The sequence below is a fragment of the Ruegeria sp. genome (genome assembly GCF_965221235.1).
Classification (GTDB): Bacteria; Pseudomonadota; Alphaproteobacteria; order Rhodobacterales; family Rhodobacteraceae; genus Ruegeria.
In genome coordinates, this window is record NZ_CBDCRS010000003.1 from 199,583 (window position 1) to 226,220 (window position 26,638).

Below are 26,638 nucleotides of genomic sequence, written 5' to 3' on the forward strand. Positions count from 1 at the left end.
TATAAATAATGATAAAAATGTATCGTAAAATCAATTGTTGATTTTATCAAGTGCGGATTAAATGGTTTAAAAACAGAGTATTACGCTGTTGCGCAATTTTTCTCGGTCCGCTGAACAAGCCATGCGAAAACGTTCTCACAAACAAACGAGGACAAAGAAATGGCGAACAAATCCGTGTTTGCATCGTTGAAAGGCCGGTTGCTGCCGAAGACAACTGCAAAGAACGCCCATGGCGCTCCGGCCTATGCGTATTCCGATGCGCATGCTCTGGCTCAGGTCGCCGTGACCGGGACTTTCGGGGGCATGTTCTATCAGTCTCCGCAAGAGGAACTGGAATATGTTCTGGACGTGGCCGAGGCCGTCGAGCCGAAGTTTCTGGCGCAGGCTGCGATCTATGCCCGTCAGTCGGGTTACATGAAGGATATGCCTGCGGTGTTGCTGGCTGTCTTGGCCCGGCGCGACCCGGTATTGTTTCGGGCGGCCTTTGGCCGAGTGGTCGATAACGGCAAGATGCTGCGCACATTCGTGCAGGTCATCCGGTCAGGTCAGACGGGGCGCAAGTCACTTGGGTCTGCGCCGAAAGCGATGGTGCAAAACTGGCTGAACACCGCGTCTGACCGGGCGCTGCTGAACGCCAATATCGGGAATGACCCGTCGCTGGCGGACGTGGTCAAGATGGTGCACCCGAAACCGGCCTCGGCCGAGCGGGAGGCGCTGTTTGCCTGGATCGTCGGGCGGCCGTGCAATCTGGCACGGCTGCCACGGGCCTTGCAGGACTGGATCGCGTTTCGTGAGACGGGCAAGGGTCCGGTGCCGGATGTGCCGTTCCAGATGCTGACGCAGCTGGAGCTGTCGCCACAGCATTGGGCGCGGATCGCGCGTAAGGGTTCGTGGCAGATGGTGCGGCAGAACCTGAACACGTTTCAACGTCACGGCGTTTTTGACGTGGCCAAGAATGTGGATCAAGTGGCTGCACTGCTGCGAGACCCGCAGGCCATCGCCAAGGCGCGCGCGTTTCCATACCAGCTGATGGTGGCGGCGCAGAACGTGACCGGCGATATGCCGCCGCAGATCGTGGACGCTCTGCATGACGCGATGGAGATCGCTGCGCAGAACGTGCCGCAGGTCTCGGGTCAGGTTGTTGTGTGCCCGGATGTATCCGGGTCGATGACTTGGGCTGTGACAGGGTATCGTCCGGGGGCGACCTCGGCCGTGCGGCACGTGGATGTGGCGGCGCTGGTTGCAGCGTCGTTCCAGCGCGTGAACCGCGGATGTCAGGTGTTGCCGTTCGATTTTGACGTGCGTGACGTACGTTTGCAGCCGCGCGACACGATCCTGACCAATGCCGAGCGGTTGGCTGCCTTGGCTGGTGGTGGGACGAACTGTTCCGCGCCGCTGGCCTGGTTGAATAAGCGCGGTCGCGCGCCGGATCTGGTGGTGTTCGTGTCCGATAACCAATCCTGGGTGGATGCCCGGAATGGTGGGCAGGGCACGGCGATGTTGAAAGAATGGGAGGTGATCAAGCGTCGCAACCCGAAGGCCAAACTGGTCTGCATCGACATCGCCCCATACGGGACCACACAGGCGCAGACGCGTGCCGATGTGTTGAATGTCGGCGGGTTCTCGGATGCGGTCTTTGACCAGATCGCGGCCTTTGCCGCCGGTCAGACCGGCCCGGATCATTGGGTCGGTGAGATCGAGAAGATCGACGTATGAACAAGGCTCAGGCGGTGCGCCGCCCCGGCCAACCAGATGACATCAGGCAGAATGCCGGTGGGACTACATCGCTGAACCCGATCCGCGCCCGAAGAGGGCGCCGTCTCACTATCCCTTGTTTGCCTGACCCGAATTGAAAGGAATATGTCTCGGCGAATGCCGGTGGAACTACAGATTGTTAATCTCCGTGTCGCGGGTTCGAATCCCGCTCGCCCGAGCCCCCTGGGGGACGGGCGGTAGCTCAGTCGGGTAGAGCAGGCGTTTCACCAAACCCTTGTCGCCGAGACCTGGAGCGAAAGGAATACCCCGGCGAATGCCGAAGGAACTACATGGCACCAACCAGGGACAGGTCGAGCGGGTTCAACTCCCCTCCGTGTCGGCGCCCAGACGGCAAACGCATCTGCCCATTCAGATGCGGGGCGGGCCTCCCGAACTGTTTCTTCCCCCTTGTCGCCGGGGCCTGAATTTGAATGAGTGGATACAATGACTGAAGAAAACACATTTGACCCTGTGACCGGGGAACATCTGAAAGACTGGGGACACCGCCCCGGCAAGCAATTCCCGACCCTACTGGGTCGCGCGAATGAGATGCGGGCCGAGGGGTTTGGTCTGGTGCGTATCCGGCAGGAGCTGGAGGGCGAAATCCCTCCGATCCCGCCAACGCTGGACCTGCGCGCACCCGGAGAAGTGGCTTTTCACGAAAACATCGACGCTGCGCATCCGGATGAAGAGGACAATGTCCTGAAAGTGCGTGAGACGATGACCGCGCTGATGCGGACCCCGACCATCGAAGCCGGGGCGATTATGCCCGATGCCTGTCCGGCGGGTCCGATCGGCACGATCCCGGTTGGCGGCGTCGCGGCTGCGCGGAATGCGATCCATCCGGGGATGCACTCGGCGGATATCTGTTGCTCGGTCATGATCACTGATCTGGGCGATGCGGACCCCAAGGCGGTGCTGGATGCGGCGCAATCGGTGACGCATTTCGGGCCGGGAGGGCGCCCGCAGGGCAAGCGGTTCACCACGTCGCTGAAACTGCTGGATGCGTTCCGGGAAAACCCGTTTCTGGACAACCCAAAGTCACTGCGCATGGCGCAGGAGCATATGGGGACGCAGGGCGATGGGAACCATTTCCTGTTCGTCGGTCGTTCGCGCAAGACCGGCCGCACGGCGATTGTGACCCATCATGGTTCGCGTGGTCCGGGGGCAGTTCTGTATAAGAACGGAATGGTCGTGGCCGAGCGGTTCCGCAAGCAACTGTCCCCGCGCACACCGAAGCAGAACGCTTGGATTCCTGCGGACACACAGGAAGGGCGAGACTACTGGGAGGCGCTGCAACTGATCCGGAAATGGACCAAGGCCAACCACAACGCGATCCATCAGGCGACGGTCGAGGTCGCGCGCGTGGGCGATGTGGGTGAGCGGTTCTGGAACGAGCACAACTTTGTCTTCAAGCGCGAAGACATGTTCTATCACGGCAAGGGGGCGACACCGGCATGGGGGGATTATGCGGCGGACGCAACTGGCCTGACGCTGATCCCTCTGAACATGTCCGAGCCGGTGCTGATCGTGCGCGGCAAGGATGCAGACCATGGTCTGGGCTTCAGCCCACACGGGGCTGGGCGGAACTTTTCCCGTTCGGAACATAAGCGTCGGATGGGGTCGGTCACGCCCGAACAAATGCTGAAGGCCGAGACCGAAGGGCTGGACATCCGGTTCCATGCCGGAGGCGTCGATGCGTCCGAATTGCCGTCGAGCTACAAAAAGGCTGACAGTGTGGTGGCGCAGATCAAGTCTTATGATTTGGCCGAGATCGAGGATTACATCGACCCATATGGCTGCATCATGGCGGGGGATGTGCCTCCGTTCTGGAAGAACCGGAAAAAGGGGCGGCGTTAGGTCCGCCCTGAGTTTCAAAACTGCCATGGCAGCTCAGCTGAAACTTGTCCGCCGTTGGTGGTGGAAACACTGATGGAATGAACAGGTGCAAAGATTTTGAGTCGACGATCGCATAGCCCATCTGATCGGGCTGTGCGGCAAACAACCGCGCCCAGATCGTATAGCGCTTGCACCGGGTGCGAATTGGCGCGGCCGCCGTCACCTTCAGCAGGTCCGAGAGGTATACGTCCTCGGTATAGTCCTCGGCCAACGGTCCCAGAGGCCCCTGTGCATGCAGCGGAAATTGCGGGTATGGAGGGAATTGCCTGCCCCTGCGTTGGGGTTTTGATGCCGCATCACAGGCCTGCGTGCGGTTCCCCTGCCTTGCCCGCCTATGGGGATTGCTCGATTGTGCGGTCGCGTTCTTGCAAGGCGCGGATGCGCATGCGTTGGGCCGCGTGAATATGCGCGCGCATTTCGGTTTCGGCTGCCGCCCCATCGCGGGACTTCAAGGCAACCATGATGCGCCGGTGTTCGGTCACCGCGGCCTCGGCCCGGTCGCTGTCCAGCATTTGCGATGGCCCGAGGATCAACAGCGCCTTTTGCAAAGACAGCATGGATTTTGCCAGAAACCGGTTCTTGGCCGCATCCAGCAGCGTGGCGTGAAAAATCCGGTTGATGCGGGTCACCTCGGGGCCGGTTCCGGCTTCGGCCAGACGGTCATTCAGCACGTCCAGCTCATCCAGTTCAACATCCGATGCTGCCCGTGCCGCCAGACGCGCGGCGGTGCCTTCCAGCACGGCGCGCATCTCATACAGCTCCATCACCTCGGCATAATCCAGACTGCGTACCGTTGCCCCCTGTCGCGGAACGTGCGTGACAAGCCCGTCCGCCTCAAGCTGACGGATGGCCTCACGTATCGGGGTGCGGCTGACACCCAAACGGTCCGACAGCTCAATCTCGCGCAGACGCTCGCCGGGCAAAAGGGTACCATCGCGTATGTCATCAAGCAGACGCTGATAGGCGGAATTCCCTTGCGGGCCGGGCTGCAATGGGTCGTCTTGAAGGGTCATGAGGTGTTCGCTTGTCAAATTGTGTCCAAATGGATACAAGCGCATCCAGAACTAGTCAACACTACTGGACCCTGCCTCTTGCCCACCCGGATTGCCCCGCAAACTCTTCTTGCGAAACGCGCCCTGACCTTTGGTCTGGCGGCGCTTGGTACGGCTGTGTTCTGGGTGCTTGGGCTGCCTTTGCCCTTTCTGTTCGGTCCGATGGCCGCCTGCCTGATTGCGGCCTTCGCCCATGCGCCGATCAAAGGATTTGGGCAGCTTTCGGTTGCCGCACGTACCATTCTGGGCGTGGCGGTGGGTGCATCCATCACTCCGGCCTTGTTCGCCGAGTTGCCCAAGATGGCGGCGTCGATTGCGCTTATCCCACTTTTCATCCTGCTGATTGCGTTGATCGGTGTACCGTTCTTTCGCAAGGTCTGGGGCTTCGACAGCACCACGGCCTTCTACGCAGCGATGCCCGGCGGGCTGCAAGACATGATCATCTTCGGCACCGAGGCCGGGGCCAACCCACGTATCCTGTCCCTGATCCACGGCACGCGGGTTCTGATTATCGTGACACTGGCCCCTTTGGTCCTGACAGTGTTCTACGATGCCCAGCTGACCAACCCGATCGGAGAGCCCGCGCGGGATCTACCGGTGCAGGAACTGGCGCTGATGGTGCTGGCGGCCATTGTCGGCTGGAAAGGAGGAGAACGCCTGGGCCTGTTCGGTGCCTCAATCCTTGGGCCGATGATCTTAACGGCGGCACTGTCGCTTGGCGATTTCATTCACACCCGCCCCCCGCGTGAGGCGATATTGGCGGCGCAGTTCTTTATTGGCTGCGCAATCGGGGTCAAATTCGTCGGGGTCACGTGGGTTGAGCTGCGCAAGGTCGTAGCTGCGGGAATGGCCTATGTGATCGTGCTGGCGGTTCTGGCAGCTGTCTTTACCGCCATTGTTGCGACACTGGGACTGGGTCAGCCGGTCGAGGCGTTTCTGGCCTTCGCTCCGGGTGGGCAAGCCGAGATGACGGTTCTGGCCATCGTCTCGGGGGCCGATCTGGGATTTGTGATCACCCACCATCTGATGCGCATCGTGCTGGTGATCATTGGTGCGCCGATTGCGGCCAATCTTATCCTGCGCTGGTCGGGGTCGCGGGACTGAGATCTGGGCTCAGTGCGCCGCCGAATATCTCTGGCTCGGCCCCTTTGGCCCATGGCGGGTATTTGGCCATGATCCCGGCAAAGCTGTCGCTGGCCAGAAACCGGTTCAGCCACCCGATCAGATCGGGCCAGTCCTGTGCGTCGAACCAAGCGCGGTCAATATGCGCGAACTGACGGACAAAAGGCAGCAGGGCCAGATCGGTCAAAGTTGGTCGATCTCCGAAAAGCCAGCGCTGACCGTGTAGCCTTTGGTCCAGCGCCATGAGATGTGCCGCTGCCTTTGTACGTTCGGCCTCTGTGTCCAGTTCCGGATAGCGGGTTGCATATTTGGTGTGGTCCAGCGCGGCCTTGAACGGGCCGTCATTTGCGGCGATCAGGTCCCACCCCTCAGACGGCATTTCCAGCAGGCGCTGCGGATCTCGCTGCTCAAGCGCCCAGATCATGATATCCAGACTCTCATCCAGCACCCGATCCGCCAGTCGCAGGGCAGGTACCGTGCCCGAGGCAGATGTTTTCAGAAATGCGTCGGGTTTGTCGCGCAACACGATCTCGCGCAGTTCCACTGTCAGCCCTGCGCTGGCAACGGCAAGCCGGGCGCGCATGGCATAGGGGCATCGGCGGAAGGTCCAAAGGATCGGCAGCTGAGTCATGGTTTCTCTATCCGATACCCTGGCGTCTTGGTCAAACTTCTGTTTCGAATAGGCTGAAAACGATTCACGAAATGATGTAAGTTATGGAATTGAGCTAAAATAACCCCTTTCCTAAAGTGGGTCAGAGCTTACCCCAGTAAAGGCGCACGCATGCGGCGGACAAGATCGAAACGCGGGGACAGACCCGCCGCATCGCAAGGGACACCACCGCCATTCGGTGGCCGGTTCGCGCCATTGGATGACGGCAAACTAACCGAAATCACCTCTGCCGCCTTCGACATTCTGGAGCGTATCGGCCTGTCAGGCGCGCCTGAAGATATCCGCGCGCTGGCGTTGGAAAACGGAGCATCAGAACGCGCAGACGGGCGTCTTCTCTTCCCGTGCAGCCTCGTTGAAGACACGATCTCTAAGGCGTGCAAGCGAGTTGAGTTGCCGGGGTTTGACCGCAATCGTGGGATCGAAGTTGGCGGCGGCCGCGTTCACATAGGAACCGGCGGCGCGGCGGTGCAGGTTCTGGATGCCGCGACTGGCAGCTTTCGCGACAGCAGCTTGCAGGACCTGTATGACCTGATGCGGATCGTCGATGCTTGTGACAGCATTCACTATGCGCTGCGCCCGGTGGTGGCGCGCGATATGCCGGATCCGCTGAGCTTGGACCTCAACACAGCGTTTGCCGGGTTGAAAGCGACGTCAAAACCCATCGGCACCAGCTTTTTTGAGCCTGCCAATGTCGCACCGGTGATCGAGATGTTCGAGACAGCGTTGGGCGGCACAGGACAATTCCGCGCGCAGCCGTTCTGCTTTGCATCAGTCTGCCATGTGGTGCCGCCGCTGACATGGGCGGAAGAGGCCTGCGGCGTTATGTGGGAATGCGTGCGACACGGCATGCCGCTGCAAATCTGTTCGGCGGCGCAGGCGGGGGCAACCAGCCCCGCCGCGCTGGCGGGTGCTCTGGCGCAGGGGCTTGCGGAATCGCTGGCTGGGTTGGTTCTGGTCAACATGATGCAGCCGGGTTTCCCCTGTATCCTTGCCTTTTTGCCTTTCATCTCGGACCTGCGGACCGGAGCGATGACCGGCGGTTCTGGCGAGGCCGCAGTGGCCAATGCCGCCGCCGCGCAACTGCTGCTGCATCTCGGCCTGCCCTCGACCGTCTCGGCGGGGATGACAGACGCCAAGACGGTCGATGCGCAATCCGGCTATGAAAAGGGCTATACCATCGCGCTGGCCGCGCAAGGCGGGGCCGACATGATCAATCTGTCGGTGGGTATGCTCGGCTCGATCATGGCTGCCAGCAAAGAGGCGCTGGTGATCGACAACGACATGTGCGGGGCCATCCTGCGCACGGTGCGGGGGGTCGAGATGTGTGAAGGCGGCATTGATCTGGACATGATCGAACAGGTGGTGACGGGCGAAGGGCATTTCCTCGGCACCGCTCAGACGCTGGAACTGATGACCCGGGAATACGTCTACCCGTCATTGGGTGATCGCCAGAGCGTCAACGACTGGCTGGAAAATGGCGCGCAAACCGTGTGGGACCGCGCCATTGCCCGCGTCGCCGAGATCGAGGCGCAGCCGGCGCCCTCTCATCTTCCGGCCGATGCCGAAGCCGCCATTCGCGCCCGTTTGCCCATTCATCTGAAAGTCTGATCTCATGAAAAACCAGGCCAAAGTCGTGATCATCGGGGGTGGTGCGGTTGGCGTCTCGACCCTTTTTCAACTGGCCAAAGCAGGCGTGACCGATACGCTGCTGATCGAAAAGAACGAGTTGACCAGCGGCTCGACCTGGCACGCGGCGGGGAACATTCCGACCTATGCCAACAGTTGGGGCGGGATGCGCGCGGGCAACTATGCCTGGCGGTTGTATAAGGATCTGGCCGAAGAGGTCGATTACCCGATCACGTATCGTCACACGGGCGCGTTCTGGCCCGCCCATACGTCGGAACGTATGGACCTGTTCCGCCACCTTGTCGGCGTATCTAAGGGGCTGGGGTATGACATGGCGATGCTCACCCCGTCCGAGATGGACGAGATGCACCCCTATTTCAGTTCGGGCGACAGCATCATCGGTGGGATTTATGATCCTTATGAGGGTGACGTAGATCCCTCGCAACTGACGCAGGCGCTGGCCAAAGGCGCGCGGGATCAGGGCGCGGTGATCGCGCGGTTTACCACGGTCACCGGCATCAGACGCCGCGCGTCCGTCGAGTGGGAGGTGCAGACCGACAAGGGTAATGTGGTCTGTGACATTGTGATCAACGCCGGTGGCTATTACGGTCGCGTCGTCGGTGAGATGGTGGGCCAGAAACTGCCCGTCGTCACGTTGGAGCACCAGTATCTGGTCACCGAAAGCCTGCCCGAGCTTGAGGCCAACCCCGAGAACTTCCCGCTCATCCGCGACCCGGACATCATGTATTACCTGAGGCGCGAGCGGAACGGGTTGCTGTTGGGCTCTTACGGTCACGAGGGCCGCCCCGCTTGGCTGGATGGCATGCCCGACTGCTTTGCCAACCAGCTTTACCCGGACAGCGTCGATGACATCGCCGAAATCCTAGAAGCCGCGCTGGAACATGTGCCGCTTCTGGGCGAGGCCGGTGTCAGCCGTTTCGTGAACGGCCCGATCCCGTACAGCCCGGATGGCGCGCCACTCTGCGGCCCCGCCTTTGGTCTGCCGAATTTCTACCACGCCTGTTGCTTTCCGGTCGGTATCACCCACTCGGCGGCGGCGGCAAAAACCCTGACTGAGTGGATAACAGAGGGCGAGACCGAATGGGACATGTCCATGTGGGACCCCCGTCGCTTTGGCGAGGAATGGGCCACGTTCGATTACACCGTCAAACGCGCCAGCGAGCTGTATGAACACCAATACGCGATCCCCTACCCGCACCGCCTGTGGAAAGCGGGACGTCCGGTGCAGACCTCTCCGCTTTATGACGTGCTCAAAGCCAAGGGCGCGGTCTTCGGGCAAGTCGCCGGGTGGGAGCGCGCCTTTTGGTTCCAGACCGATGACATCAAAGACAATGGCCAGCTCAGTTTCCATCACGAAGCATGGCATGACGCGGTCAAAGCCGAGTGCGAGGGCGTGCGCGACAATGTCGGCGTGATGGACCACGGCGGCTTCACCCGGTATGGGGTCGAAGGGCCGAAGGCCACCGAGTTTCTCAATCAGGTGTTCTGCGGCACGATGCCAGCGGTGGGTCGGGTCAAGCTGTCTTACATGCTGACGCCCAAGGGCAAAATCTGGTCCGAAGCCACGATTTCGCGGCTGGATGAGAACAAATACCTGCTCTGCGGCCCCACTCTGGCCGATCAGCGCGATCATGACTGGATGTCGAAATTCCTGCCCGATGAGGGTGTGACCCTGACCCGAGGTTCTGAGTTTGACGCAGCCCTGATGGTCATGGGGCCGAAATCCCGCGAGGTGCTGCAACCGTTGACGCAGGATGATCTGTCCAAGGAAAGCGCCCCGTGGATGTCGGTGCGTAAGATCACCATCGCAGGCGCGCCGGTGATTGCCTTGCGGGTATCCTATGTCGGAGAGCTGGGCTGGGAACTGCATATGCGCAACGCCGATCTGGTCCGCGTCTACACCGCCATCATTGAACAGGGCGCAGACAAAGGGATTGTTGAATTCGGCTCTTACGGGCTGAACGCGATGCGGCTGGAAAAGGGCTATCACGGCTGGGGCGCGGATTTCGGCATCGAATACACCGCGTTCGACGCGGGGCTGGATCACTTTGTCAGCAAGAAAAAGGACAGCTTTGTCGGGCGCGAGGCGTTTCTGGCGCGGGCCGATCAGCCGAAGGATTATCACTTCACTGCGTTCGAGCTGGACGGCCACGGGGCTGACGCGCTGTCGTCGGACCCGATCTGCCGGGATGGCAAGCCGGTGGGTTATGTCAGCTCGGGCGGAACTGGGTTCCGCATCGGCAAAAGGATTGCTTTGGGCTATCTGACCGAAGCCGCGCAGCCCGGTGACGTCTATCAGATCGAAGTATTGGGCGTTCCGGTGAATGCGACTGTATCTACTGTGCCGTTTTACGACCCCGAAAACGACCGCTTGCGGGGATAAGAACCATGGCAAAACCTCTGCCCTCAGACGTGCAGGTCGCTATCATCGGCGGAGGCATTGTCGGCTGCGCGACCGCGTATCATCTCGCCAAAGCAGGCTGGTCGGTCGCCCTGTTCGAGCGTAAGAAACTGACCTCAGGCACGACGTGGCACGCCGCCGGTCTGGTTAGTGAAACGCAGGGCGTGCCGATCATGTCGGCGCTGGCGAAATACGGTCTCGACCTGATGGAAAGCCTTGAGGATGAGACCGGCCAGAACACCGGGTTCAAACGCAACGGTTCGATGACCGTGGCGCTGACCGAGGCCCGCATGGAAGAACTGCGCCGCAAGGTCGATTACGCCCATGGCTGCGGGATACGCGCCGAAGAAATCAGCCTGACCGAGGCGCAGGATCGTTGGCCATTGTTGTCGACTTATGGCGCGAAGGGCGCATTCTGGTTCCCCGGCGACGGCTACACCAACCCGATCGACACGACGATGGCGCTGGCCAAAGGCGCGCGAAGCAACGGCGCGCAGATGTTCGAAGACACCAAGGTCAGCCGCGTCATCATCGAAGGCGGACGCGCAGTTGGTGTAGAGACCGAGCAGGGCTTGATCCGCGCCGAACACGTGGTCAACGCAACCGGCATGTGGGCGCGTGAGTTCGGCCTGACCCATGGCGTTCAGATCCCGCTGCACTACACCAACCACTATTATGTTGTGACCGACCCGATTGAGGGCGTAACCGGCGACCTGCCCGTCCTGCGGGTGATGGATGAATATGCCTATTATAAAGAAGACGCGGGCAAGCTGCTGATCGGCTGTTCCGAGCCCAACGCGACGCCATGGCTGCCCAAGGACGGCTTGCCCGAAGCTTTCGAATTTGACGAACTGCCCTGTGACGAAGAACACCTGTATCCCATTCTGGAGGCAGCGACCCAGCGGGTTCCGGCGCTGGCGACCTCGGGCATTCGCAAGTTCTTCAACGGACCGGAGTGCTTTACCCCAGACGCCAAACCCTATCTGGGTCCGGTGCCGGATATGGCGGGCTATTGGGTTGCAGCCGGATTCAACTCGACCGGAATTCAGAACGGCCCCGGTGCGGGCAAGGCGCTGGCCGAGTGGATCATGGCGGGTCACATGACCATGGACCTGACTGATATGGACAGCCGCCGGATCGTGCCGGGTCTGAACGCACGCAGCTATACCGCGGCCAAGGCCGCTGAAACGCTGAGTCATGCCTATGCGATGCACTGGCCCTACCTGCGCAAAACCGAAGCGCGTGGCCTGCGCCGTACCCCCTATTACACCCATCTGCGCGACGCGGGCGCGCAGTTTGGCAGTGCCAACGGGTGGGAACGGCCCCTGTACTACGGTCGCGAGATGACCGATGGGTTCGGGCGCGAGCCTTGGTTCGGCGATTGGAGGGCCGAGCATGAGGCTATGCGCACCGATCTGGGATGCATCGACCTGACTTTTGGTCGCTATATGGTCGATGGACCGGAGGCCGAGGCCCGGATGCAGCAGCTCTGTGGTGCCGATATGGCTGTCGCATCGGGCGCTTTGGTCTATACGCAGATGTTCAACCCGCAAGGCGGAATCGAGGCCGACGTGACCATCGCGCGCCTGACCGCGACGCGCTACATGGTCATGGCTTCGGCCGGGGCCGAGCCGCAAACGGAATACTGGCTGAGAACGCAACTGGCAGGCACCGGGGTTTCGGTGATTAACGTGACCTCATCCGAGGCCACGCTGGCCCTGATGGGTCCACGCGCGCGGAACTTTTTGGCGGGGTTGACGGATGGTGACCTGTCGGATGATGCCTTTCCGTTCGGCACGTGGCAGTCGCTGCACGTGGGTCATGCTCCGGTTCGGGCGCAGCGGATTACATATGTCGGTGAATTGGGGTGGGAATTGCACATCCCTGCCGAGTTTGCCCAGCAGGTGTTTGAGACCATCATGGCCACGCCGGACGCGCCGCGCCTGTGTGGCAGCATGGCGGTCGACTCGTGCCGGATCGAGAAAGGATTCCGCCATTGGGGTCATGATATTGGGCCATTTGACAGCCCGGTGGAAAGCGGCCTGACCTTTGCCTGTGACTTCACCACCGATTTCATCGGCAAGGCGGCGATTGAGGCCCGAAAGTCGGCAGGCCCGGCCAGTCGTTTGCTGTCCTTCCGGCTAGAGGATCCGAACGCGCTGGTCTTTGGTAAAGAACCAATTCTCCACGATGGCCAGATCGTGGGACGCCTGACATCGGCCAGCTATGGCTGGACCGTCGGTAGTGCCGTTGGGATGGGATATGTGGCCAAGCCCGATGACATCACTGTTAAAGACCTTGCTGAACGCAGCTATCAGGTGATGGTCGCCGGGAAGGCGCTTTCGGCTCGGGCCAGCCTGCGCCCCCTCTATGATCCGCTGAACGCCCGGATGCGCGGTTAGAGCCCGCGCACCCATGATCAGTATCGCGGTGGCGTTAGCTTTCCGGCCCCAGCTCTTTGATCGCGGCCAGAAGGCGGGCGACTTCCTGTTCGGTGTTGTAATGGCAGAACGAGATGCGAATGCAGTCCGGCAGCCCGAGCGGTGTCAGAACGTTGCCGGAATAATGATCGGCTTTGCGCGTATGAGTGCGAATGCCCTGCTGGTTCAGAACCTCCACCACGTCTTCCGAGGCCCGCCCGTCGACAACAATCGACACCAGACCTTCGCGAGCTGGATTGTCCACGCCCGCCAGAATGGTGACGTGATCCATGTCACGCAGACCCGGCAGGTTGCCGGTTCCGTTGATTGCGGTATTGGTCAGGTGGGTCTCGTAGGCGTGGATTGCACGGCCTGCGGCCTCGATCCGGGCGCGGGGCTCGGTCTCATCCGAAACTTCTCCGCCCAGCCAGTCGAAATACGCGACCACATCTGACACCGTGGCGTATGAGCCTGCGTCGCGGGTGCCAAATTCCCACCCGGTGGCGGGCGCGTCGATCAGCATGTCATGAGGGAGGGCGCTCAGCTTGTCCGAGATCCAGGCGATGCCATAGCCATGTCGCGAGAACACTTTGTAGGGCGAGATCGCATAGCCGTCGACATTATACGCATCCAGATCCATTTGACCGTGCGCCGCGTGCTGAATACCGTCCACGATGATCAGACAGTCTGGTGAAACCGCCCGGATGGTCGCCGAGATTTCTGCCACGTCCATGCCCATGCCGGTGACCGGCGAGGCGTGCAGGATCGTCGCCACTGCCACGTCAGGGGTCATCTGCGCAGCATAATCGGCGGCAGTGACAAGACCGATTTCGTCATTATGCGCCACGTTGACATAGTCCAGCCCCGCGATCCCGGCCCAGCGGCGTGCCGCGCTGCGTGTGGCAGGGTGTTCGATGGACGACCCAATGACCTTGGCCCCTTTCGGAGCCACCAGGCAAGCGGTGCGGATCATGCGGAACAGCAGCTCGGTGCCGCTCTCACCGGTAAAGAACTGCCCGGAGGAGGCATTCATAAACACGGCCAGATCGCCTTTGGCCTTGTTGATCACATTCTGCGTCCCCTGCCCCGCCGGGTTGATGCGGCCAGGATTGTCCGGGATCGCAGCATAGAAGGCCGAAGTTTCAGCGACCGATTTTAGTGTCAGTGCCCCTCCGGCGTTTTCAAAAAAGATGCGGTCACCCTGAAAGGGGCAGTTGTCGACATGGGCAAACCGGTCGCGGATCGCGTCGATAAGGGCGGGAGTGTCTTGGATCATAGGTCAGTCCTGTGCGTTGTCAGAGCGCGCGGCTTACAATCGTGCGGCATAGCTCGGCTATTGCGATATGGCTTTGGCGTGGAAAGCCGTCAACATTGTCGTCGACGACCCCGTGTGTTGAATTGATCAGGCCGTTGGCCACCATCGTGTCCAACAGCAGGGCTTCACGCTCGGGTGTGTGCAGCAATCCGGCGTGCCCGGCCCGCGCGGCCATGGCGGCGGCAATGGCGGTGCAGCCCCAGTTGGAACAAGCCGCCGTAACCAGCACGTCACAGCCCGTCACCGCGCCGATCCCGCCGCCACAGCCGCATTGGCAGGTGTCCCCATAGGGCACATGCGCCTTGACATGGTCGGCGACCTTGCCCATGCCAATCTCATTGCCGCCATCACCGACGGCTACGACGGGAATGCCACGCTCCAGCGCCAGATCGAACAGCATATCGACCCGCGCCCTGCCCATGCCATAGTCGATGCCACGCATAGAATGATAAACACCGTATTCATTGCGCCCAACACGCTCGGTCGAAAACAAAAGTTCCGGTTTCAGATCGGCCAGCAGCGCCTCAGCCTGTGCCTGCCCGCCCGCATCGTCGGTGGTATAGGGAACCTTCACAATCGTGGCGAGGCTTTGGTCTGCCTTCGCAATCGCAGCCTGTTCCAGCGTGACGGGAAATAGCCCGGCAGCCTGGCATGTATTGCGGATGGCGGGTAGCAAAGTCTCTTCGCATAGCATCACGCAGGTCACATTGCGCGCCAGCACCAGCGCCCGCGCGATAGCCGCCGCGCCCGAGGGGCCGTCATTTTCCCCAAGCTGTGGTGTGATCCAAGCGCGCGAGACCGATCCGGTTGTTAAGACCACGGTTCCACCCTGAGGCACTGCCATCAGCGCATCGGCAGCCACGCCGATCAGCGAACCGCCCTGCAATTCGCGCGCAGCCTCGAACAAAGGTTCGATGCCGCGTTCGCCCATGTCAATATTCACAAGCTGGTCCAGCCGATTGTCCAGCCGTGTGATCAATGCCGCGTCGGCCATTCACGTTTCTCCAAACAAGGTCGCTTCGATCCAAGCTGTGTCATGCAGACGCTCAGCCGTCTGACGCATTGCCGACACGAGACAGTCGGCCACCGCCGTTGCTCCTCCGGCGCGAGCCATAGCACCCGTTGTCGGCTTGAGGCGGATCGAAACCCGCCCGCCAGGCTGCCCATGGGTATTGACCGTGACAATCCCCTTGGCGCGCAACATCAACATGCCGATTGTGGCCGTGACTTCGGCGGGTACCAGATTGGCGTGGTCTGCCCCGGCAATCTCAAGCACGATCTGCATGACGTCCTGCTCGTCGATTTTCGGCCCCAGAGCCGAACGTGTCACCCGTTCCGCCCCAAGCCTGGCGCCCAACGCATCGGCCAATGCTGCCCCGTCCTGCGCTTCTTGCAGCAGCAAATCCGGGGTGAAACCCTGCAAACTGCGCATCGCACCTACTGCGACGGGCGCTCGGGCCTCCATCCCCAGCTCGCTGGCTTTGGCCTGTACCGGGATCAGCGCTGCCGGATCGCCACACAGGACCCCGGCGCGAGGACCGGATAGACCTGCCTTGTCGGCATTGGTAATCACCAGATCGGCCCCAAACGACAACGAGGCCCCGCCGCCATGCAGAACCGGACGAAACCGCGCGCCATAGGCGTCATCCAGGAAGGTGACACACCCAGCCTTGCGTCCGGCCGTCACCGCATCCCGAATCAGATCATCGCTCAGCAGGGAGAGTTCGGACGTAACTGGGGTAATGACGAACAGCGCCGGTTTGTCCGCAGCCAGCGCCTGTTGAACAGCCTCCAGATCATGCACCTCGCGCACCGAAACACCGGCCAGTCGCGCCCCGCGCAAAACCGATGCATGGCTGCGATCCCCTTCGGCCACCAGAGACAGCACCGGTTTATCGTGCGCATGGGCCAGCACAGTCGCTACGATGCCGGCGCTGGTGCGGTTGAGCACGGCCGCTGCCTCATGCCCCTGCCCGCCCAGATGCGCGATGGCGGCCTGACGCAGGTCCTCATGGAACAGGCCCGGCCCGATCCATTCCTCGCACAAGGTACCGAGATCGTCAGGCATTGCCGGATAGAACCGCAAGTTGCCGGTGCAGATGGCAATCCGGTCGATGCCCCTGCGCGCCACGAACTCCGCCGCCACGCGGCCTGCCTGAGCTAGCCTTCGTACTTCATCCGCCGAGCTGCTCAGTAACGCGCCACGAGCGTAGCCAACAGCTGGATCAATCGGATTGCCAAATCGGTCCGTGCTCACGCACCGCCCTCGATGTTGATCGTTACGCATTTGCGATAGGTATAGGCCTCAAGTGCGCCCTCAATCGAGTATTCACTGCCGGTGCCGGATTGCTTGGTGCCGCCATAAGACATGCCCGGGATTTGCCCCCCACCCTGATTGACTTGAATCCAACCCGCGTCGATGGCGCGGGTCAGACGGGTGATGCGGCTGATATCATGGGTGAACAGAAAGGCCGCCAGCCCGTAATGCGTGTCATTGGCCATAGCAATGACCTCTTCTTCGGTGTCAAAGGGCATGGCTACCATGACGGGGCCGAACACCTCTTCTCGGGCGATGCGCCATGTGTTGTCGACACCGGTAATGATAGTCGGGTTGGGGCAGAACCCTTTAGGGTCAGAATCGGGGGTTTCACCGATCAAAAAGGTGGCACCCTGCGCCTCGGCCTCGGCCACATAGGCGCGAATTTCACCATATCGTTCGGCATTGACTACCGCGCCCATGTCAACCTCCGGGTCCAGCGCATCGCCAACTTTCAACGCGGCGGATTTCTCGGCCACTTTTGGCATCAACACGTCCCAGATGGACCTATGCACAAACAAACGAGATCCGGCGGTGCAGCTTTGTCCCTGACGGGCAAAGCGCATCGCATTGGCGACCTGTTGGGCAGTGCTGTCCAAACGGCCTTCGGCAATGGCATCGGGAAAGACGATGGTGGGCGACTTGCCGCCAAGCTCAAGCGTCAGTTTGGCAATGCGGTCGGCAGTTGCCTTGCCGATCAGCTTGCCCACCTCGCTGGACCCGGTGAACGAGACCTTGTCGATGCCGGGATGCGCAGCCAGCGCGGCTCCGGCCTCTTCGCCCAGCCCGGTGACGACATTGAACACGCCCGGCGGGAACAGCCCCTCAGCCAATTCAACCAGCTTCAGAATCGCAAGCGGCGCGTCCTCGGCAGGTTTCAACACCAGACAATTCCCGGTCGACAGTGCCATCGAAATCTTAACCGCGCCCAGTTGCAAAGGCGAGTTCCACGGGATGATCGAGCCCACGACCCCATGCGGTTCGCGCGTGGAATAGCTGAATAGGCCAGGCCCCAGCGGCAGGGTTTCACCCTTCTGCTCAACGGCCACACCGCCATAATATTTCAGCACACCGGCCGCGCCCATCGCCTCGCCCCGTGATTGGGTTTTGATGGCGTTTCCGGTTTCGGCAGCCAGCACGCGGGCGACCTCTTCCGCATTTTCTTCCAGACGACGCCCGAGTTCGGTAAGCAGCTTGCCACGCTCGGCCGCTGCCAAGGCGCGCCACATTGGCAGCGCGGCACGGGCGGCGGCGACTGCCAGATCGACTTCCGTTGACGTGCCGCGACCGACCTCGCAGATAGGAACCCGGCGCGAGGGGTTCTCGACCGTCAGTGTCTCTCCACTGGCCGGCCAGTGCCATGCCCCGTTGATATAACTGCCCGCCAGCCCGGCATCCGGCAGTTTCGGTACAAGCAGCGTTGTCATTGCGATATCTCCTGGCCGGGGTTGCGGCATCCGCCTGAGCTTGGATTGCCGCACAAGGCAGTTTCACCTGCATATTGACTGAATTTCAATTTCGAAGTTTTTTCTATTTGTTGAATTTTGTTCAGGCTAAAACCCATGAAACCACTGCTCGACCTGCGCCATCTGCAATTGATTCAAGCGATTACCGAAACGGGACGGATCACCGATGCGGCCAAAAAGCTGGGTGTTACACCCTCGGCCCTATCCCACCGCCTGCGCGAGGCTGAACGCAGGCTGGATGTTCCCCTGTTCACACGCATGCACAAGAAATTGCGCCGCACCCCGGCGGCGGACTACATGGCCGTGGTGGCCGAACGTATTCTCACTGATCTCAGCCGCGCTGAAGAGGACGTGCGCCGAATGAATGCCAATGTGCAGCATGTGGTGCGTCTGTCGGTCGAGGCCTACAGCAATTACCGGTGGCTGCCTTCTTTCATCAAATTCCTGAAGCTGCGCACAGACGGGATCGACATTCAGATCATGGCGGGCGTTCGCGGCGATCCGGTCAGCGGATTGCTCAACCGACATCTGGATATTGCGATCATGTCTGGAAACGTCTCACAGGCCGGGATCAGCAGTCTGCCGCTGTTCGAAGACCCGTTGCTGTATATCATGCCGCCGACCCATCGGCTGGCGGGCCGCGATTATGTCGAAGGTTCGGACATCGTTGGTGAGCCGTTCATCACCTACACTAAAATCCCCGAACCGGACCGCGAATTCGCGCTGCTGTTTCGCCCTACCGACAGCTATCCGAAATGGGCCGCGACGGTGGAACTGCCCGAAGCGATTGTCGAGCTTGTAGCCTCAGATCTGGGGACCAGCGTTTTGTCGAATTGGGCGGTTCAGTCCGCGCTGAAAGAAGGGCGCATTGTGGGCGCGAGGGTCACACAGGACGGAATTACCGTTCCGTGGCGCGCGGTGCTGCGGACCGAGGATATCGAAGGCGATGATCCCATCCATCAGGTCGCGCGGCTTTTGTCGGAATGGTGCAGGCAGCCCGGTTGCGGCTTTCACATCACCTAAACCGGGCTTGGCGAACCTGCTGTTCGCGGGCCGGTCCGCCTGACCTGTGGCGAACCGGCCCAACGGGTCTTAGAAATGCGCCGATCTGGTGTTTTCCGGCGTTGCAGGTGGCGCGAATTTGGTCAGGTCAATGCCTTCAACCGCCGCTTTGTACTCTTCGATCTTCGGCGTACGGCCGAGGATTGCAGACAGCACAACTACCGGGGTCGACGCCAGCAGGCTTTCACCCTTCTTGTCCGGCGCATCTGCAACGACACGGCCCTGGAACAGGCGGGTCGATGTGGCCAGAACCGTGTCACCCTTGGCGGCTTTCTCTTGGTTGCCCATGCAGAGGTTACAGCCGGGGCGTTCGAGGTACAGGATGTTCTCGTACTCGGTACGTGCCTTTTCTTTCGGGAACAGGTCGTCGAATTCAAAGCCCGAGTATTTCTCGAGCACTTCCCAGTCGCCCTCTTCCTTCAGCTCGTCGATGATGTTGTAGGTCGGAGCCGCAACCACCAGCGGGGCCTTGAATTCGACCTTGCCGGTTTCCTTTTCAAGGTTTTTCAGCATCTGGGCGACAATCTTGATGTCCCCTTTGTGCACCATGCACGAGCCGACAAAGCCCAGATCCACATGCTTTTCGGCATTGTAGTACGAGATCGGGCGGATCGTGTCGTGGGTGTACCGCTTGGACACATCCGCATTGTTGACGTCAGGGTCGGCGATCATCGGCTCGACGATCTGATCCAGATCGACAACAACCTCGGCGAAGTATTTCGCGTTGTCATCGGGTTGCAGAGCGGGCTTTTCACCCGATTTGATCTGAGCAATGCGGGCATCGGCGATGTTGACCAGCTTTTGCAGCATGCCGTTTTCATGCTCCATGCCTTTGTCGATCATGATCTGGATGCGCGACTTGGCCAATTCCAGCGAACCGATCAGGGTCTCGTCATTCGAGATACAGACCGAGGCTTTGGCCTTCATCTCGGCGGTCCAGTCGGTGAAGGTAAAGGCTTGGTCCGCCAGCAGCGTGCCAATATGCACTTCGATCACGCGGCCCTGGAACACGTTGTCGCCGTGCTGTTCCAGCATCTGCGCCTGGGTGGCGTGGACCACGTCGCGGAAGTCCATATGCTCGGCCATCTGGCCTTTGAACGTCACCTTGACCGATTCCGGGATCGGCATCGAAGCCTCACCGGTGGCCAGTGCCAGAGCCACGGTGCCAGAGTCCGCGCCAAACGCCACGCCTTTGGACATACGCGTATGGCTGTCGCCGCCAATGATGACCGACCAGTCATCCACAGTGATGTCGTTCAGCACCTTGTGGATCACGTCGGTCATCGAGTGATAGACGCCTTTCGGGTCGCGGCCGGTGACGAGGCCGAAATCATTCATGAATTTCATCAGACGCGGCGTGTTCGCCTGTGCCTTGGCATCCCAAACCGACGCGGTGTGACAGCCCGACTGATAAGCCCCATCAACGGTTGGGGACACGACGGTGGCGGCCATCGCTTCAAGTTCCTGCATGGTCATCAGGCCGGTGGTGTCTTGCGAACCAACGATGTTGACCTTTACGCGCACGTCGGAACCTGCATGCAGGGTTTTGCCCGGCGTGGAACCAACGGCGTTTTTGTTGAAGATCTTCTCAACTGCGGTCAGACCCTGACCTTCGTGACTGACCTCTTTCGACGGGGCAAACACCAAAGGTGCTTCGACGCCCAGCGTTTCCGCCGCGAGTGTCTGAAGCTTTTTGCCGAAGACGATGGCGTAGGACCCACCCGCCTTCATGAACTCCATTTTCTGCGGGGTGAAGGACGAAGCCAGGTCGACCAGTTCATCACCATCTTCGCTCAGCAGCGCGTGTTTTTTCGTGTCGATCTTCAGAACCGTACCGGTTGCGACCGAGTACTTCTCTTCAAGGATCGGGTTGCCATCGTTGTTCAGGATGGCGTTGCCATCTTCGTCCACCTTCTTGACCCAGTTTTTCAGGTCCAGACCGATGCCGCCGGTCACGCCCACGGTGGTCAGAAAGATCGGCGAGATACCGTTTGTCCCTGCCACGATCGGAGCGAAGTTGACGAAAGGCACATAGGGGCTGGCCTGCTTGCCGGTCCACAGTGCCACGTTGTTCACGCCCGACATCCGGGACGATCCAACACCCATGGTGCCTTTTTCAGCGATTAGCATCACGCGTTTGCCCGGGTGCTGGAGTTTCAGCGCTTCGACTTCCTGCTGTGCCTTTTCAGAGATAAAGCACTTAGAGCCTGAATCTAAAGTTTTACGTTGCATAGCAGTGCCTTGCCAGTCTGCGTGTCAGGAGGCGGATATTGGCAACGAGCGCCCAGGCTGTTGAGCTTTCGATTGTGCGTTCCCAGTCTTTGGCCAACCGTCGACACCTTCCCAGCCATGCAAAAGTGCGCTCAACGACCCATCGCTTGGGCAGAAGAACGAAGCCTTTTGCCTTGTTAGGTCGCTTGACTATTTCCAGTGTCCACTCATCACCCATGGCTTGTCGGAGCTTATCCCCCGCATACCCACCATCGGCGAAAATATGGCGCAAACAAGGGAATTTTTTGCCGACCGCTTTGAGCAGATCGGGAGCGCCGTCACGGTCCTGGATGTTGGCGGCATGAACGATGATAATCAGCAGAAGCCCAAGGACGTCCGTCACAATATGACGCTTGCGCCCCTTGGTCTTTTTGCCGGCGTCATATCCGCAAATGCCTCCACTTTCTGTAGTTTTCACACTTTGGCTATCAATCACACCCGCCGTAGGCTCGGCAGCGCGGCCCTCCAATTCACGAGCGGCAGCAACCAGCAAATCACTCATTGCCGCCAGCAAGCCCGCGTTCCGCCAATTATAGAAATATCCCTGTACAGTCGTCATGGGAGGAAAGTCTGTCGGCAAAGCGCGCCACTGGCAGCCTGTCGATCCGATGTAGAAAATCGCATTCATCACTTCCCGCATATCCGTCGTTCGAGGACGACCGCCAGACCGTGCCGGTGGAATCATTGGCTCGACCAGCGACCATTCATCGTCTGACATGTCACTTGGATAGCGGTCCGTTTTGCGTGTATGTTGAGCGCGAGCGATATCATTCCAGGGCATCTGATCCTCCGTTTGCCAGCAAAATTCAGAGAATCATAACCCGATGATATCCTTCAACTACTTTTCGGTCAGGCTCTTACCGTGCAGTTCCCGGTCAGCGCGCGAATGCGCCTGATTGCCCGGCGACAGAAGATCGGTCGAGATATCGCCCTCGGCCGCGACATAAGTCACGACCTCGATCTCTTCGTCGATCTCGGGCAGCTTGGTGAAGAATTCTGCCTTGGCGTAGCTTTCCAGAACATCCTTCGCCACCGCGTTGCCGGCCTCATAGGCGGCTTTCAGACGATCAGTGTCGGCGTCATACAGGAACACCTGCGACTTCAGAACGTCGGCGGCCTGCCCGGCAATCGCCGCATCATCACCCAACGCCAGATCCAGCAGAACCTCAACCGAAGGGCCGCCTTTCATATGTGACAGCAGTTCGAACGCGAAAGGAACCGAGATTTCCTCGACCACGGCCTCGCCCAGAACGATCTCTCTCAGAAACTTCGCCTTTTCACCTGCGGCGCTGGTTGTGCCGGGCAGCGTGTTGTAGATGAAAAAGTTCAGCGACTCCGCCCGGTGTTCATGGCCTGCATCCTTGATCTGGGCGACGATCTCTTTGACAAGGGCTCCGTCGTCGATCGGCTTGGGGTTCAGGCCCTGTTCTTTACGGGTCTCGATCTCGGCTAGGTAGTCTGTATAAAGGCTCATGGCTATCCCGGGTGTTGGCGTTTCAGAGGGGTTTGCACCGGGCTGACGGGCTCGGGCATCCATTTGTATGCGGCGGTATACTAATTTGCCCGAGGATACAATAGAACATATGCGCGCTGCCCCGTGCCAAGGCAGGATATGGGCGAAAAACGGGTCACGAGGGCAATGGCAGTGCAAAGGATAGTCATCTCGAACGGAATACTAACGGCGACGCTTTCGCCTTTAGGGGCCTCGTTGTGCGACCTGCGCCTTGATGGCGTCGACCATTCTTTGGTGCTGGGGTGGAGCGAGCCGCAGGATTACCTGCAAAACGATGACTATCTGGGCCCGATCGTCGGACGATGTGCGAACCGCATCGCCGGAGGTTGCTATCGCCTTGGCGGTCAGGAATACCAGTTAGACCAAAACTTCCGTGACCGGCATTGCCTGCACGGCGGTGAGGATGGCGCAGCGAAGCAGGATTGGGACCTCAGGCAGCAAAGCGCGACGCATGTAACCTTTGGTCTACATCTGCCGGACGGTCATATGGGATTTGGCGGAGAGCTGTTTGTCGAGGCGCGCTTTACGATTGAAGACCCTGCTGCGCTGGTGCTTGAGATCGAAGCCCGCTCAAAAGGTGCGTCGATCTGCAATTTCGCGCCGCACTGGTATTTCAATCTTAGCGGTGCTGGAGACATCACAGATCACATCCTGACCATCGTTGCCGACCGTTACTTGCCGGTGGATGATGACCTTATTCCGCTGGGTGATCCGGCCGAAGTTTCGGGTACGGTATTTGATTTCCGTACACCCCGAGAGGTCGGAAACTACCCCTTCGATCACAACTTCTGTCTTTCGGATCAACAAAGGCCAGAGAAACTGGCTGCGACGCTGGAATCCCTCCGGTCGGGTGTTCGGATGGACCTGTCCACGACGGAACCGGGGTTGCAGGTTTATTCCGGCACCTATCTGAACCATCCGGGCCGAAAGACGCTGTCGGGCGCGCCCTACATGGCCTGGTCCGGTCTGGCGCTGGAACCGCAGGGCTGGCCGGATGCCGTGAACAACCCCGCTTACCCGAGCGTTATTTTGGAACACGGTCAGCTCTACCGTAACGTTTCACGCTTTGCCTTTAGCCGCATTGACGGTCAGTGCGGTTGACCGAACGGCGTTGATCCATCATCCTGAGCCGTAACAGACTGGCCCGGCGCAGTTATTTTCGCATCGAGGTCATTGCTCGAATTTAAGGCAAGGCCCGCAACATGCCCGAGTCATCGCAAAAGCAATATGTGCTGGACACGCACCGGCTGCGCGACCCCGAGCAGACGCTGGCCATTGTCAAACCGTTCCTCAGGGAAATGGGCATCACCCGCATCGCCAATCTGACCGGGCTGGACCGGATCGGATTGCCCACTGTTATGGTCGCGCGCCCAAACTCCCGCTCGGTGGCGGTGTCGTTGGGCAAGGGCCTGTCCCTGCCCGCGGCTGAGGCGTCAGGCGTGATGGAAGCGATCGAGTCCTGGCACGCCGAGCGTGTGCTGTTGCCGCAGCGGTTGGCGCGCTATGCCGAGCTTGCCCGGGATGTGGCCGTCGTCGATGTGGAGAGGCTGCCGCGTGTCAACAGCGGGCGCTTTGATCCGCATGAGAACATGCTGTGGGTCGAAGGCCGCGATCTAATGGCCGATGATGCGTGCTGGGTGCCGCTTGAGATGGTCGATACGGATTACACCACGGCCCCGGTCGGCGGTCAGGCGGCCTTTCCCCGGTCGACCAACGGGTTAGCGTCAGGTAACAACCTGGCTGAGGCCAGTTGCCATGCCATCTGCGAATTGATTGAGAGGGATGCCACCACCCTGTGGGACCAGCAGCACCTCCCCGCTCGGCTTGATCCTGACAGTGTTGACGACCCGCGCTGCCAGCAGGCCGTGCAAATGATGTTGTCTGCGGGGCTGGATGTTGGTTTGTGGAACACCACCTCGGATATCGGGATCGCCAGTTTCCGCTGTGTGATCTGCGAGGGCAGCGGCCAACCCGGCCATATCGGCATCGGCGACGGCTGCCATCCAGACCGCGCCATTGCCCTGCTGCGCGCTTTGACCGAGGCAGCGCAGACACGTCTGACCTATATCTCGGGTGCGCGGGATGATCTGGACCCTGCGGAATTCACCGATCAGGCCAAATCCGAGCGTGGCCGATATGTGCGCGATCTGATTGACGGTTGCGCTGCGGATCAGCGCTTTGCCGATTGCCCGTCCAATGCAACCGGCTCGTTCGATGATGATCTGGCCCTGTTGCGGCATCAGCTTGCGCAGGCCGGGATCTCGCAGGTGGTCACGGTCGACCTGTCGCGCCCCGACTATGACATCGCAGTGGTCCGGGCAGTCATTCCCGGGTTGGAAGCGCCCCATGATGACTCTGACTACCTGCCCGGCCCGCGGGCGCAGCGCGTGATGGATGGGTTGGAATGACGGTGGTTGTTTTCGTAGGCCCGACCCTGTCGCAAAAGGAGGTGCGCGCCTGCCTGGACGCCACGATCTTGCCTCCGGTCCGGCAGGGTGATGTCTACCGCGTGGCACGGGACAAGCCGGATGCCATCGGCATAATCGACGGTTTCTTTGAAGGCGTCCCTTCGGTCTGGCACAAGGAAATCCTCTGGGCGATGGAGCAGGGAATTCCGGTGTTCGGCAGTGCCAGCATGGGGGCCTTGCGCGCGGCCGAACTGGCCGATTTTGGAATGATCGGGGTTGGGCGTATCTACGAGGATTACTATTCCGGCACCTTGCAGGACGATGATGAGGTCGCTGTTCTGCACAGCCCCGCCGAGCTGGGGTTCCAGCCGCTCAGCGCGCCGATGGTTTCGATCCGGGCAACGGTTGCGCGGGCGCAGTCCGAAGGGGTTCTACCGCCGGAAACGGCTGCCGCGATGCTTCGGGCCTCCAAAAACCTGCACTACCAACAACGTTTGTGGCCCGAAATTACGGCGCAGATGAACGGCCATCCCGGCGTTGCGGACTTTACCAGTTGGCTGCCTGAGGGAGCTATCGACGCCAAGGCCGACGATGCCCGTGCCATGTTGCACGCCATGGCAGAGCATTTGGCCGGTGACCCCCCGCCCATGTCCGATGCGGAACGCACCGAACCGACGCTGATGTGGAAAGCGTTGCGGCGGCGGGTGGATGGCGGCGATCCAGACGCGGATCAGGCCGTTGTGGATGAACTGCGCTTGAACCCGGATCTCTATGCGCGGCTGCGGGATCGTGCCGTTTTGGCCTTGCTGTCGCGCGAGGATGCATCGCGACGCAACCGCGACCCCGAGCGTGCCGATCTGGTCAGGCAAATGGCAGATCACCGCGCCCGCGCCGGCTTGGTCCGGCGTGCCGATCTGATGGGCTGGTTGCAGGACAATGACCTCAGCCCCGAGGATTACGAGATGTTGTTGGCCGATGCCGCCCGTATCGAAGGCGCTGTGACCGCGCGTGCTGACGATCTGGATGCGCAGCTGCTGTCCGAGCTGCGCCGCTCGGGCCACTATGCCAAATTGCGGGATCGCGCCGCCAGCAAAGCCAACGGCGGCACATCGGAACGGCGAACAGGGGCGGACAGACTGCGCTTCGTAATATGGTACTTTGAAACACGACTTGACCAGGAGGTGCCGGATGATCTTGAATCCCATGCAATCTCGCTGGGTCTGGCCGGGCGGGACGCGTTTTATGATTTGATAGAAGCTGAGTTTTTATATTGCCACAGAGATGGCGGCCCGAACGACGCCCCCGCCTAGGGGGGTGCGG

At 60.5% G+C, this 26,638-nt stretch carries 18 protein-coding genes and 1 pseudogene; 10 read left to right on the top strand and 9 right to left on the bottom strand.

All coding sequences use genetic code 11. From position 1 onward, the window contains the following. Positions 1–159: 159 nt before the first annotated feature. Both ACOQOY_RS01380 and ACOQOY_RS01385 read left to right on the top strand, forming a co-directional pair. Positions 160–1,716, top strand: coding sequence for an RNA-binding protein (locus ACOQOY_RS01380; protein WP_420583701.1), 1,557 nt, complete (start codon positions 160–162; stop codon positions 1,714–1,716). Between the two features lie 483 nt (positions 1,717–2,199). Beyond that, positions 2,200–3,615 (top strand): RtcB family protein, encoded by a 1,416-nt coding sequence (locus tag ACOQOY_RS01385; protein ID WP_420583702.1) that lies wholly within the window; start codon positions 2,200–2,202, stop codon positions 3,613–3,615. 371 nt (positions 3,616–3,986) lie between these two features. Here the strand turns inward: ACOQOY_RS01385 and ACOQOY_RS01390 are convergent, their stop codons facing one another. Further along, a complete protein-coding gene (locus ACOQOY_RS01390) occupies positions 3,987–4,667 on the bottom strand; it encodes a GntR family transcriptional regulator (protein ID WP_420583703.1) in 681 nt (226 codons plus the stop codon). 78 nt (positions 4,668–4,745) lie between these two features. On the opposite strand from ACOQOY_RS01390, the gene ACOQOY_RS01395 reads away from it, so the two are divergent. After that, positions 4,746–5,810, top strand: coding sequence for an AbrB family transcriptional regulator (locus tag ACOQOY_RS01395; RefSeq protein WP_420583704.1), 1,065 nt, complete (start codon positions 4,746–4,748; stop codon positions 5,808–5,810). On the opposite strand, the gene ACOQOY_RS01400 is transcribed toward ACOQOY_RS01395, so the two are convergent. After that, positions 5,779–6,459: a glutathione S-transferase gene (locus ACOQOY_RS01400; RefSeq protein WP_420583705.1), complete on the bottom strand. Its 681-nt coding sequence runs from the start codon at positions 6,457–6,459 to the stop codon at positions 5,779–5,781. The genes ACOQOY_RS01395 and ACOQOY_RS01400 overlap by 32 nt on opposite strands. 150 nt (positions 6,460–6,609) lie before the next feature. Between ACOQOY_RS01400 and ACOQOY_RS01405 the strand changes: the two genes are divergently transcribed. The 3 genes from ACOQOY_RS01405 to ACOQOY_RS01415 are packed head-to-tail and all read left to right on the top strand — an operon-like array spanning position 6,610 to position 12,948. Then, positions 6,610–8,106: a trimethylamine methyltransferase family protein gene (locus ACOQOY_RS01405; RefSeq protein ID WP_420583706.1), complete on the top strand. Its 1,497-nt coding sequence runs from the start codon at positions 6,610–6,612 to the stop codon at positions 8,104–8,106. Positions 8,107–8,110: 4 nt separating this feature from the next. Beyond that, entirely contained in the window at positions 8,111–10,528 is a 2,418-nt protein-coding gene (locus ACOQOY_RS01410) for a GcvT family protein (RefSeq protein WP_420583707.1), read from the top strand. 5 nt (positions 10,529–10,533) lie between these two features. Then, positions 10,534–12,948 carry a GcvT family protein gene (locus ACOQOY_RS01415; RefSeq protein ID WP_420583708.1) on the top strand — a complete coding sequence of 805 codons (2,415 nt, stop codon included), beginning with the start codon at positions 10,534–10,536 and terminating at the stop codon, positions 12,946–12,948. A gap of 34 nt (positions 12,949–12,982) precedes the next feature. Here ACOQOY_RS01415 and ACOQOY_RS01420 read toward each other — a convergent pair whose 3' ends face one another. From ACOQOY_RS01420 to ACOQOY_RS01435, 4 genes are read right to left on the bottom strand one after another with little or no spacing between them, the layout of a single operon-like run. Further along, on the bottom strand, positions 12,983–14,242 hold the full coding sequence (locus ACOQOY_RS01420; RefSeq protein WP_420583709.1) for an aminotransferase class V-fold PLP-dependent enzyme: 1,260 nt from the start codon (positions 14,240–14,242) through the stop codon (positions 12,983–12,985). A 19-nt stretch (positions 14,243–14,261) separates the two neighbouring features. Then, positions 14,262–15,275, bottom strand: a complete 1,014-nt coding sequence (locus ACOQOY_RS01425; protein ID WP_420583710.1) for a glutamate cyclase domain-containing protein — start codon at positions 15,273–15,275, stop codon at positions 14,262–14,264. Next, on the bottom strand, positions 15,276–16,538 hold the full coding sequence (locus ACOQOY_RS01430) for a hypothetical protein (RefSeq protein WP_420583711.1): 1,263 nt from the start codon (positions 16,536–16,538) through the stop codon (positions 15,276–15,278). Next, positions 16,535–18,025: an aldehyde dehydrogenase family protein gene (locus ACOQOY_RS01435; RefSeq protein WP_420583712.1), complete on the bottom strand. Its 1,491-nt coding sequence runs from the start codon at positions 18,023–18,025 to the stop codon at positions 16,535–16,537. Before ACOQOY_RS01435 ends, ACOQOY_RS01430 begins: the two co-directional genes overlap by 4 nt. A 135-nt stretch (positions 18,026–18,160) precedes the next feature. Here ACOQOY_RS01435 and ACOQOY_RS01440 point away from each other — a divergent pair, with 135 nt between their 5' ends. Then, complete coding sequence (locus ACOQOY_RS01440) at positions 18,161–19,087, top strand: LysR family transcriptional regulator (RefSeq protein WP_420583713.1); 927 nt, start codon at positions 18,161–18,163, stop codon at positions 19,085–19,087. Between the two features lie 69 nt (positions 19,088–19,156). Here ACOQOY_RS01440 and ACOQOY_RS01445 read toward each other — a convergent pair whose 3' ends face one another. The 3 genes and pseudogenes from ACOQOY_RS01445 to ACOQOY_RS01455 all read right to left on the bottom strand — a co-directional run. After that, on the bottom strand, positions 19,157–21,358 hold the full coding sequence (locus ACOQOY_RS01445) for an aconitase family protein (protein ID WP_420583714.1): 2,202 nt from the start codon (positions 21,356–21,358) through the stop codon (positions 19,157–19,159). Beyond that, positions 21,348–22,178 (bottom strand): IS5 family transposase, encoded by an 831-nt coding sequence (locus ACOQOY_RS01450; RefSeq protein ID WP_420583494.1) that lies wholly within the window; start codon positions 22,176–22,178, stop codon positions 21,348–21,350. Before ACOQOY_RS01450 ends, ACOQOY_RS01445 begins: the two co-directional genes overlap by 11 nt. A gap of 69 nt (positions 22,179–22,247) precedes the next feature. Beyond that, positions 22,248–22,871, bottom strand: a pseudogene (locus tag ACOQOY_RS01455) (bifunctional aconitate hydratase 2/2-methylisocitrate dehydratase); the annotation flags it as partial. A 171-nt stretch (positions 22,872–23,042) separates the two neighbouring features. Here ACOQOY_RS01455 and ACOQOY_RS01460 point away from each other — a divergent pair. The 3 genes from ACOQOY_RS01460 (at position 23,043) to ACOQOY_RS01470 (ending at position 26,628) form a co-directional block, all read left to right on the top strand. After that, positions 23,043–24,011 carry an aldose epimerase family protein gene (locus ACOQOY_RS01460; RefSeq protein ID WP_420583715.1) on the top strand — a complete coding sequence of 323 codons (969 nt, stop codon included), beginning with the start codon at positions 23,043–23,045 and terminating at the stop codon, positions 24,009–24,011. Between the two features lie 101 nt (positions 24,012–24,112). After that, positions 24,113–25,318, top strand: coding sequence for a YcaO-like family protein (locus tag ACOQOY_RS01465; protein ID WP_420583716.1), 1,206 nt, complete (start codon positions 24,113–24,115; stop codon positions 25,316–25,318). Then, entirely contained in the window at positions 25,315–26,628 is a 1,314-nt protein-coding gene (locus ACOQOY_RS01470) for a TfuA-like protein (protein WP_420583717.1), read from the top strand. The genes ACOQOY_RS01465 and ACOQOY_RS01470 overlap by 4 nt, the downstream gene beginning before the upstream one ends. Positions 26,629–26,638 lie beyond the last annotated feature (10 nt).

Bases quoted from the DNA above. Each gene is read 5' to 3' on its own strand.
- ACOQOY_RS01410 (WP_420583707.1), top strand. From the start codon at position 8,111: ATGAAAAACCAGGCCAAAGTCGTGATCATCGGGGGTGGTGCGGTTGGC.
- ACOQOY_RS01420 (WP_420583709.1), bottom strand. From the start codon at position 14,242: ATGATCCAAGACACTCCCGCCCTTATCGACGCGATCCGCGACCGGTTT.
- ACOQOY_RS01415 (WP_420583708.1), top strand. From the start codon at position 10,534: ATGGCAAAACCTCTGCCCTCAGACGTGCAGGTCGCTATCATCGGCGGA.
- ACOQOY_RS01425 (WP_420583710.1), bottom strand. From the start codon at position 15,275: ATGGCCGACGCGGCATTGATCACACGGCTGGACAATCGGCTGGACCAG.
- ACOQOY_RS01380 (WP_420583701.1), top strand. From the start codon at position 160: ATGGCGAACAAATCCGTGTTTGCATCGTTGAAAGGCCGGTTGCTGCCG.
- ACOQOY_RS01450 (WP_420583494.1), bottom strand. From the start codon at position 22,178: ATGCCCTGGAATGATATCGCTCGCGCTCAACATACACGCAAAACGGAC.
- ACOQOY_RS01435 (WP_420583712.1), bottom strand. From the start codon at position 18,025: ATGACAACGCTGCTTGTACCGAAACTGCCGGATGCCGGGCTGGCGGGC.
- ACOQOY_RS01385 (WP_420583702.1), top strand. From the start codon at position 2,200: ATGACTGAAGAAAACACATTTGACCCTGTGACCGGGGAACATCTGAAA.
- ACOQOY_RS01470 (WP_420583717.1), top strand. From the start codon at position 25,315: ATGACGGTGGTTGTTTTCGTAGGCCCGACCCTGTCGCAAAAGGAGGTG.
- ACOQOY_RS01400 (WP_420583705.1), bottom strand. From the start codon at position 6,459: ATGACTCAGCTGCCGATCCTTTGGACCTTCCGCCGATGCCCCTATGCC.
- ACOQOY_RS01405 (WP_420583706.1), top strand. From the start codon at position 6,610: ATGCGGCGGACAAGATCGAAACGCGGGGACAGACCCGCCGCATCGCAA.
- ACOQOY_RS01390 (WP_420583703.1), bottom strand. From the start codon at position 4,667: ATGACCCTTCAAGACGACCCATTGCAGCCCGGCCCGCAAGGGAATTCC.
- ACOQOY_RS01440 (WP_420583713.1), top strand. From the start codon at position 18,161: ATGAAACCACTGCTCGACCTGCGCCATCTGCAATTGATTCAAGCGATT.
- ACOQOY_RS01465 (WP_420583716.1), top strand. From the start codon at position 24,113: ATGCCCGAGTCATCGCAAAAGCAATATGTGCTGGACACGCACCGGCTG.
- ACOQOY_RS01445 (WP_420583714.1), bottom strand. From the start codon at position 21,358: ATGCAACGTAAAACTTTAGATTCAGGCTCTAAGTGCTTTATCTCTGAA.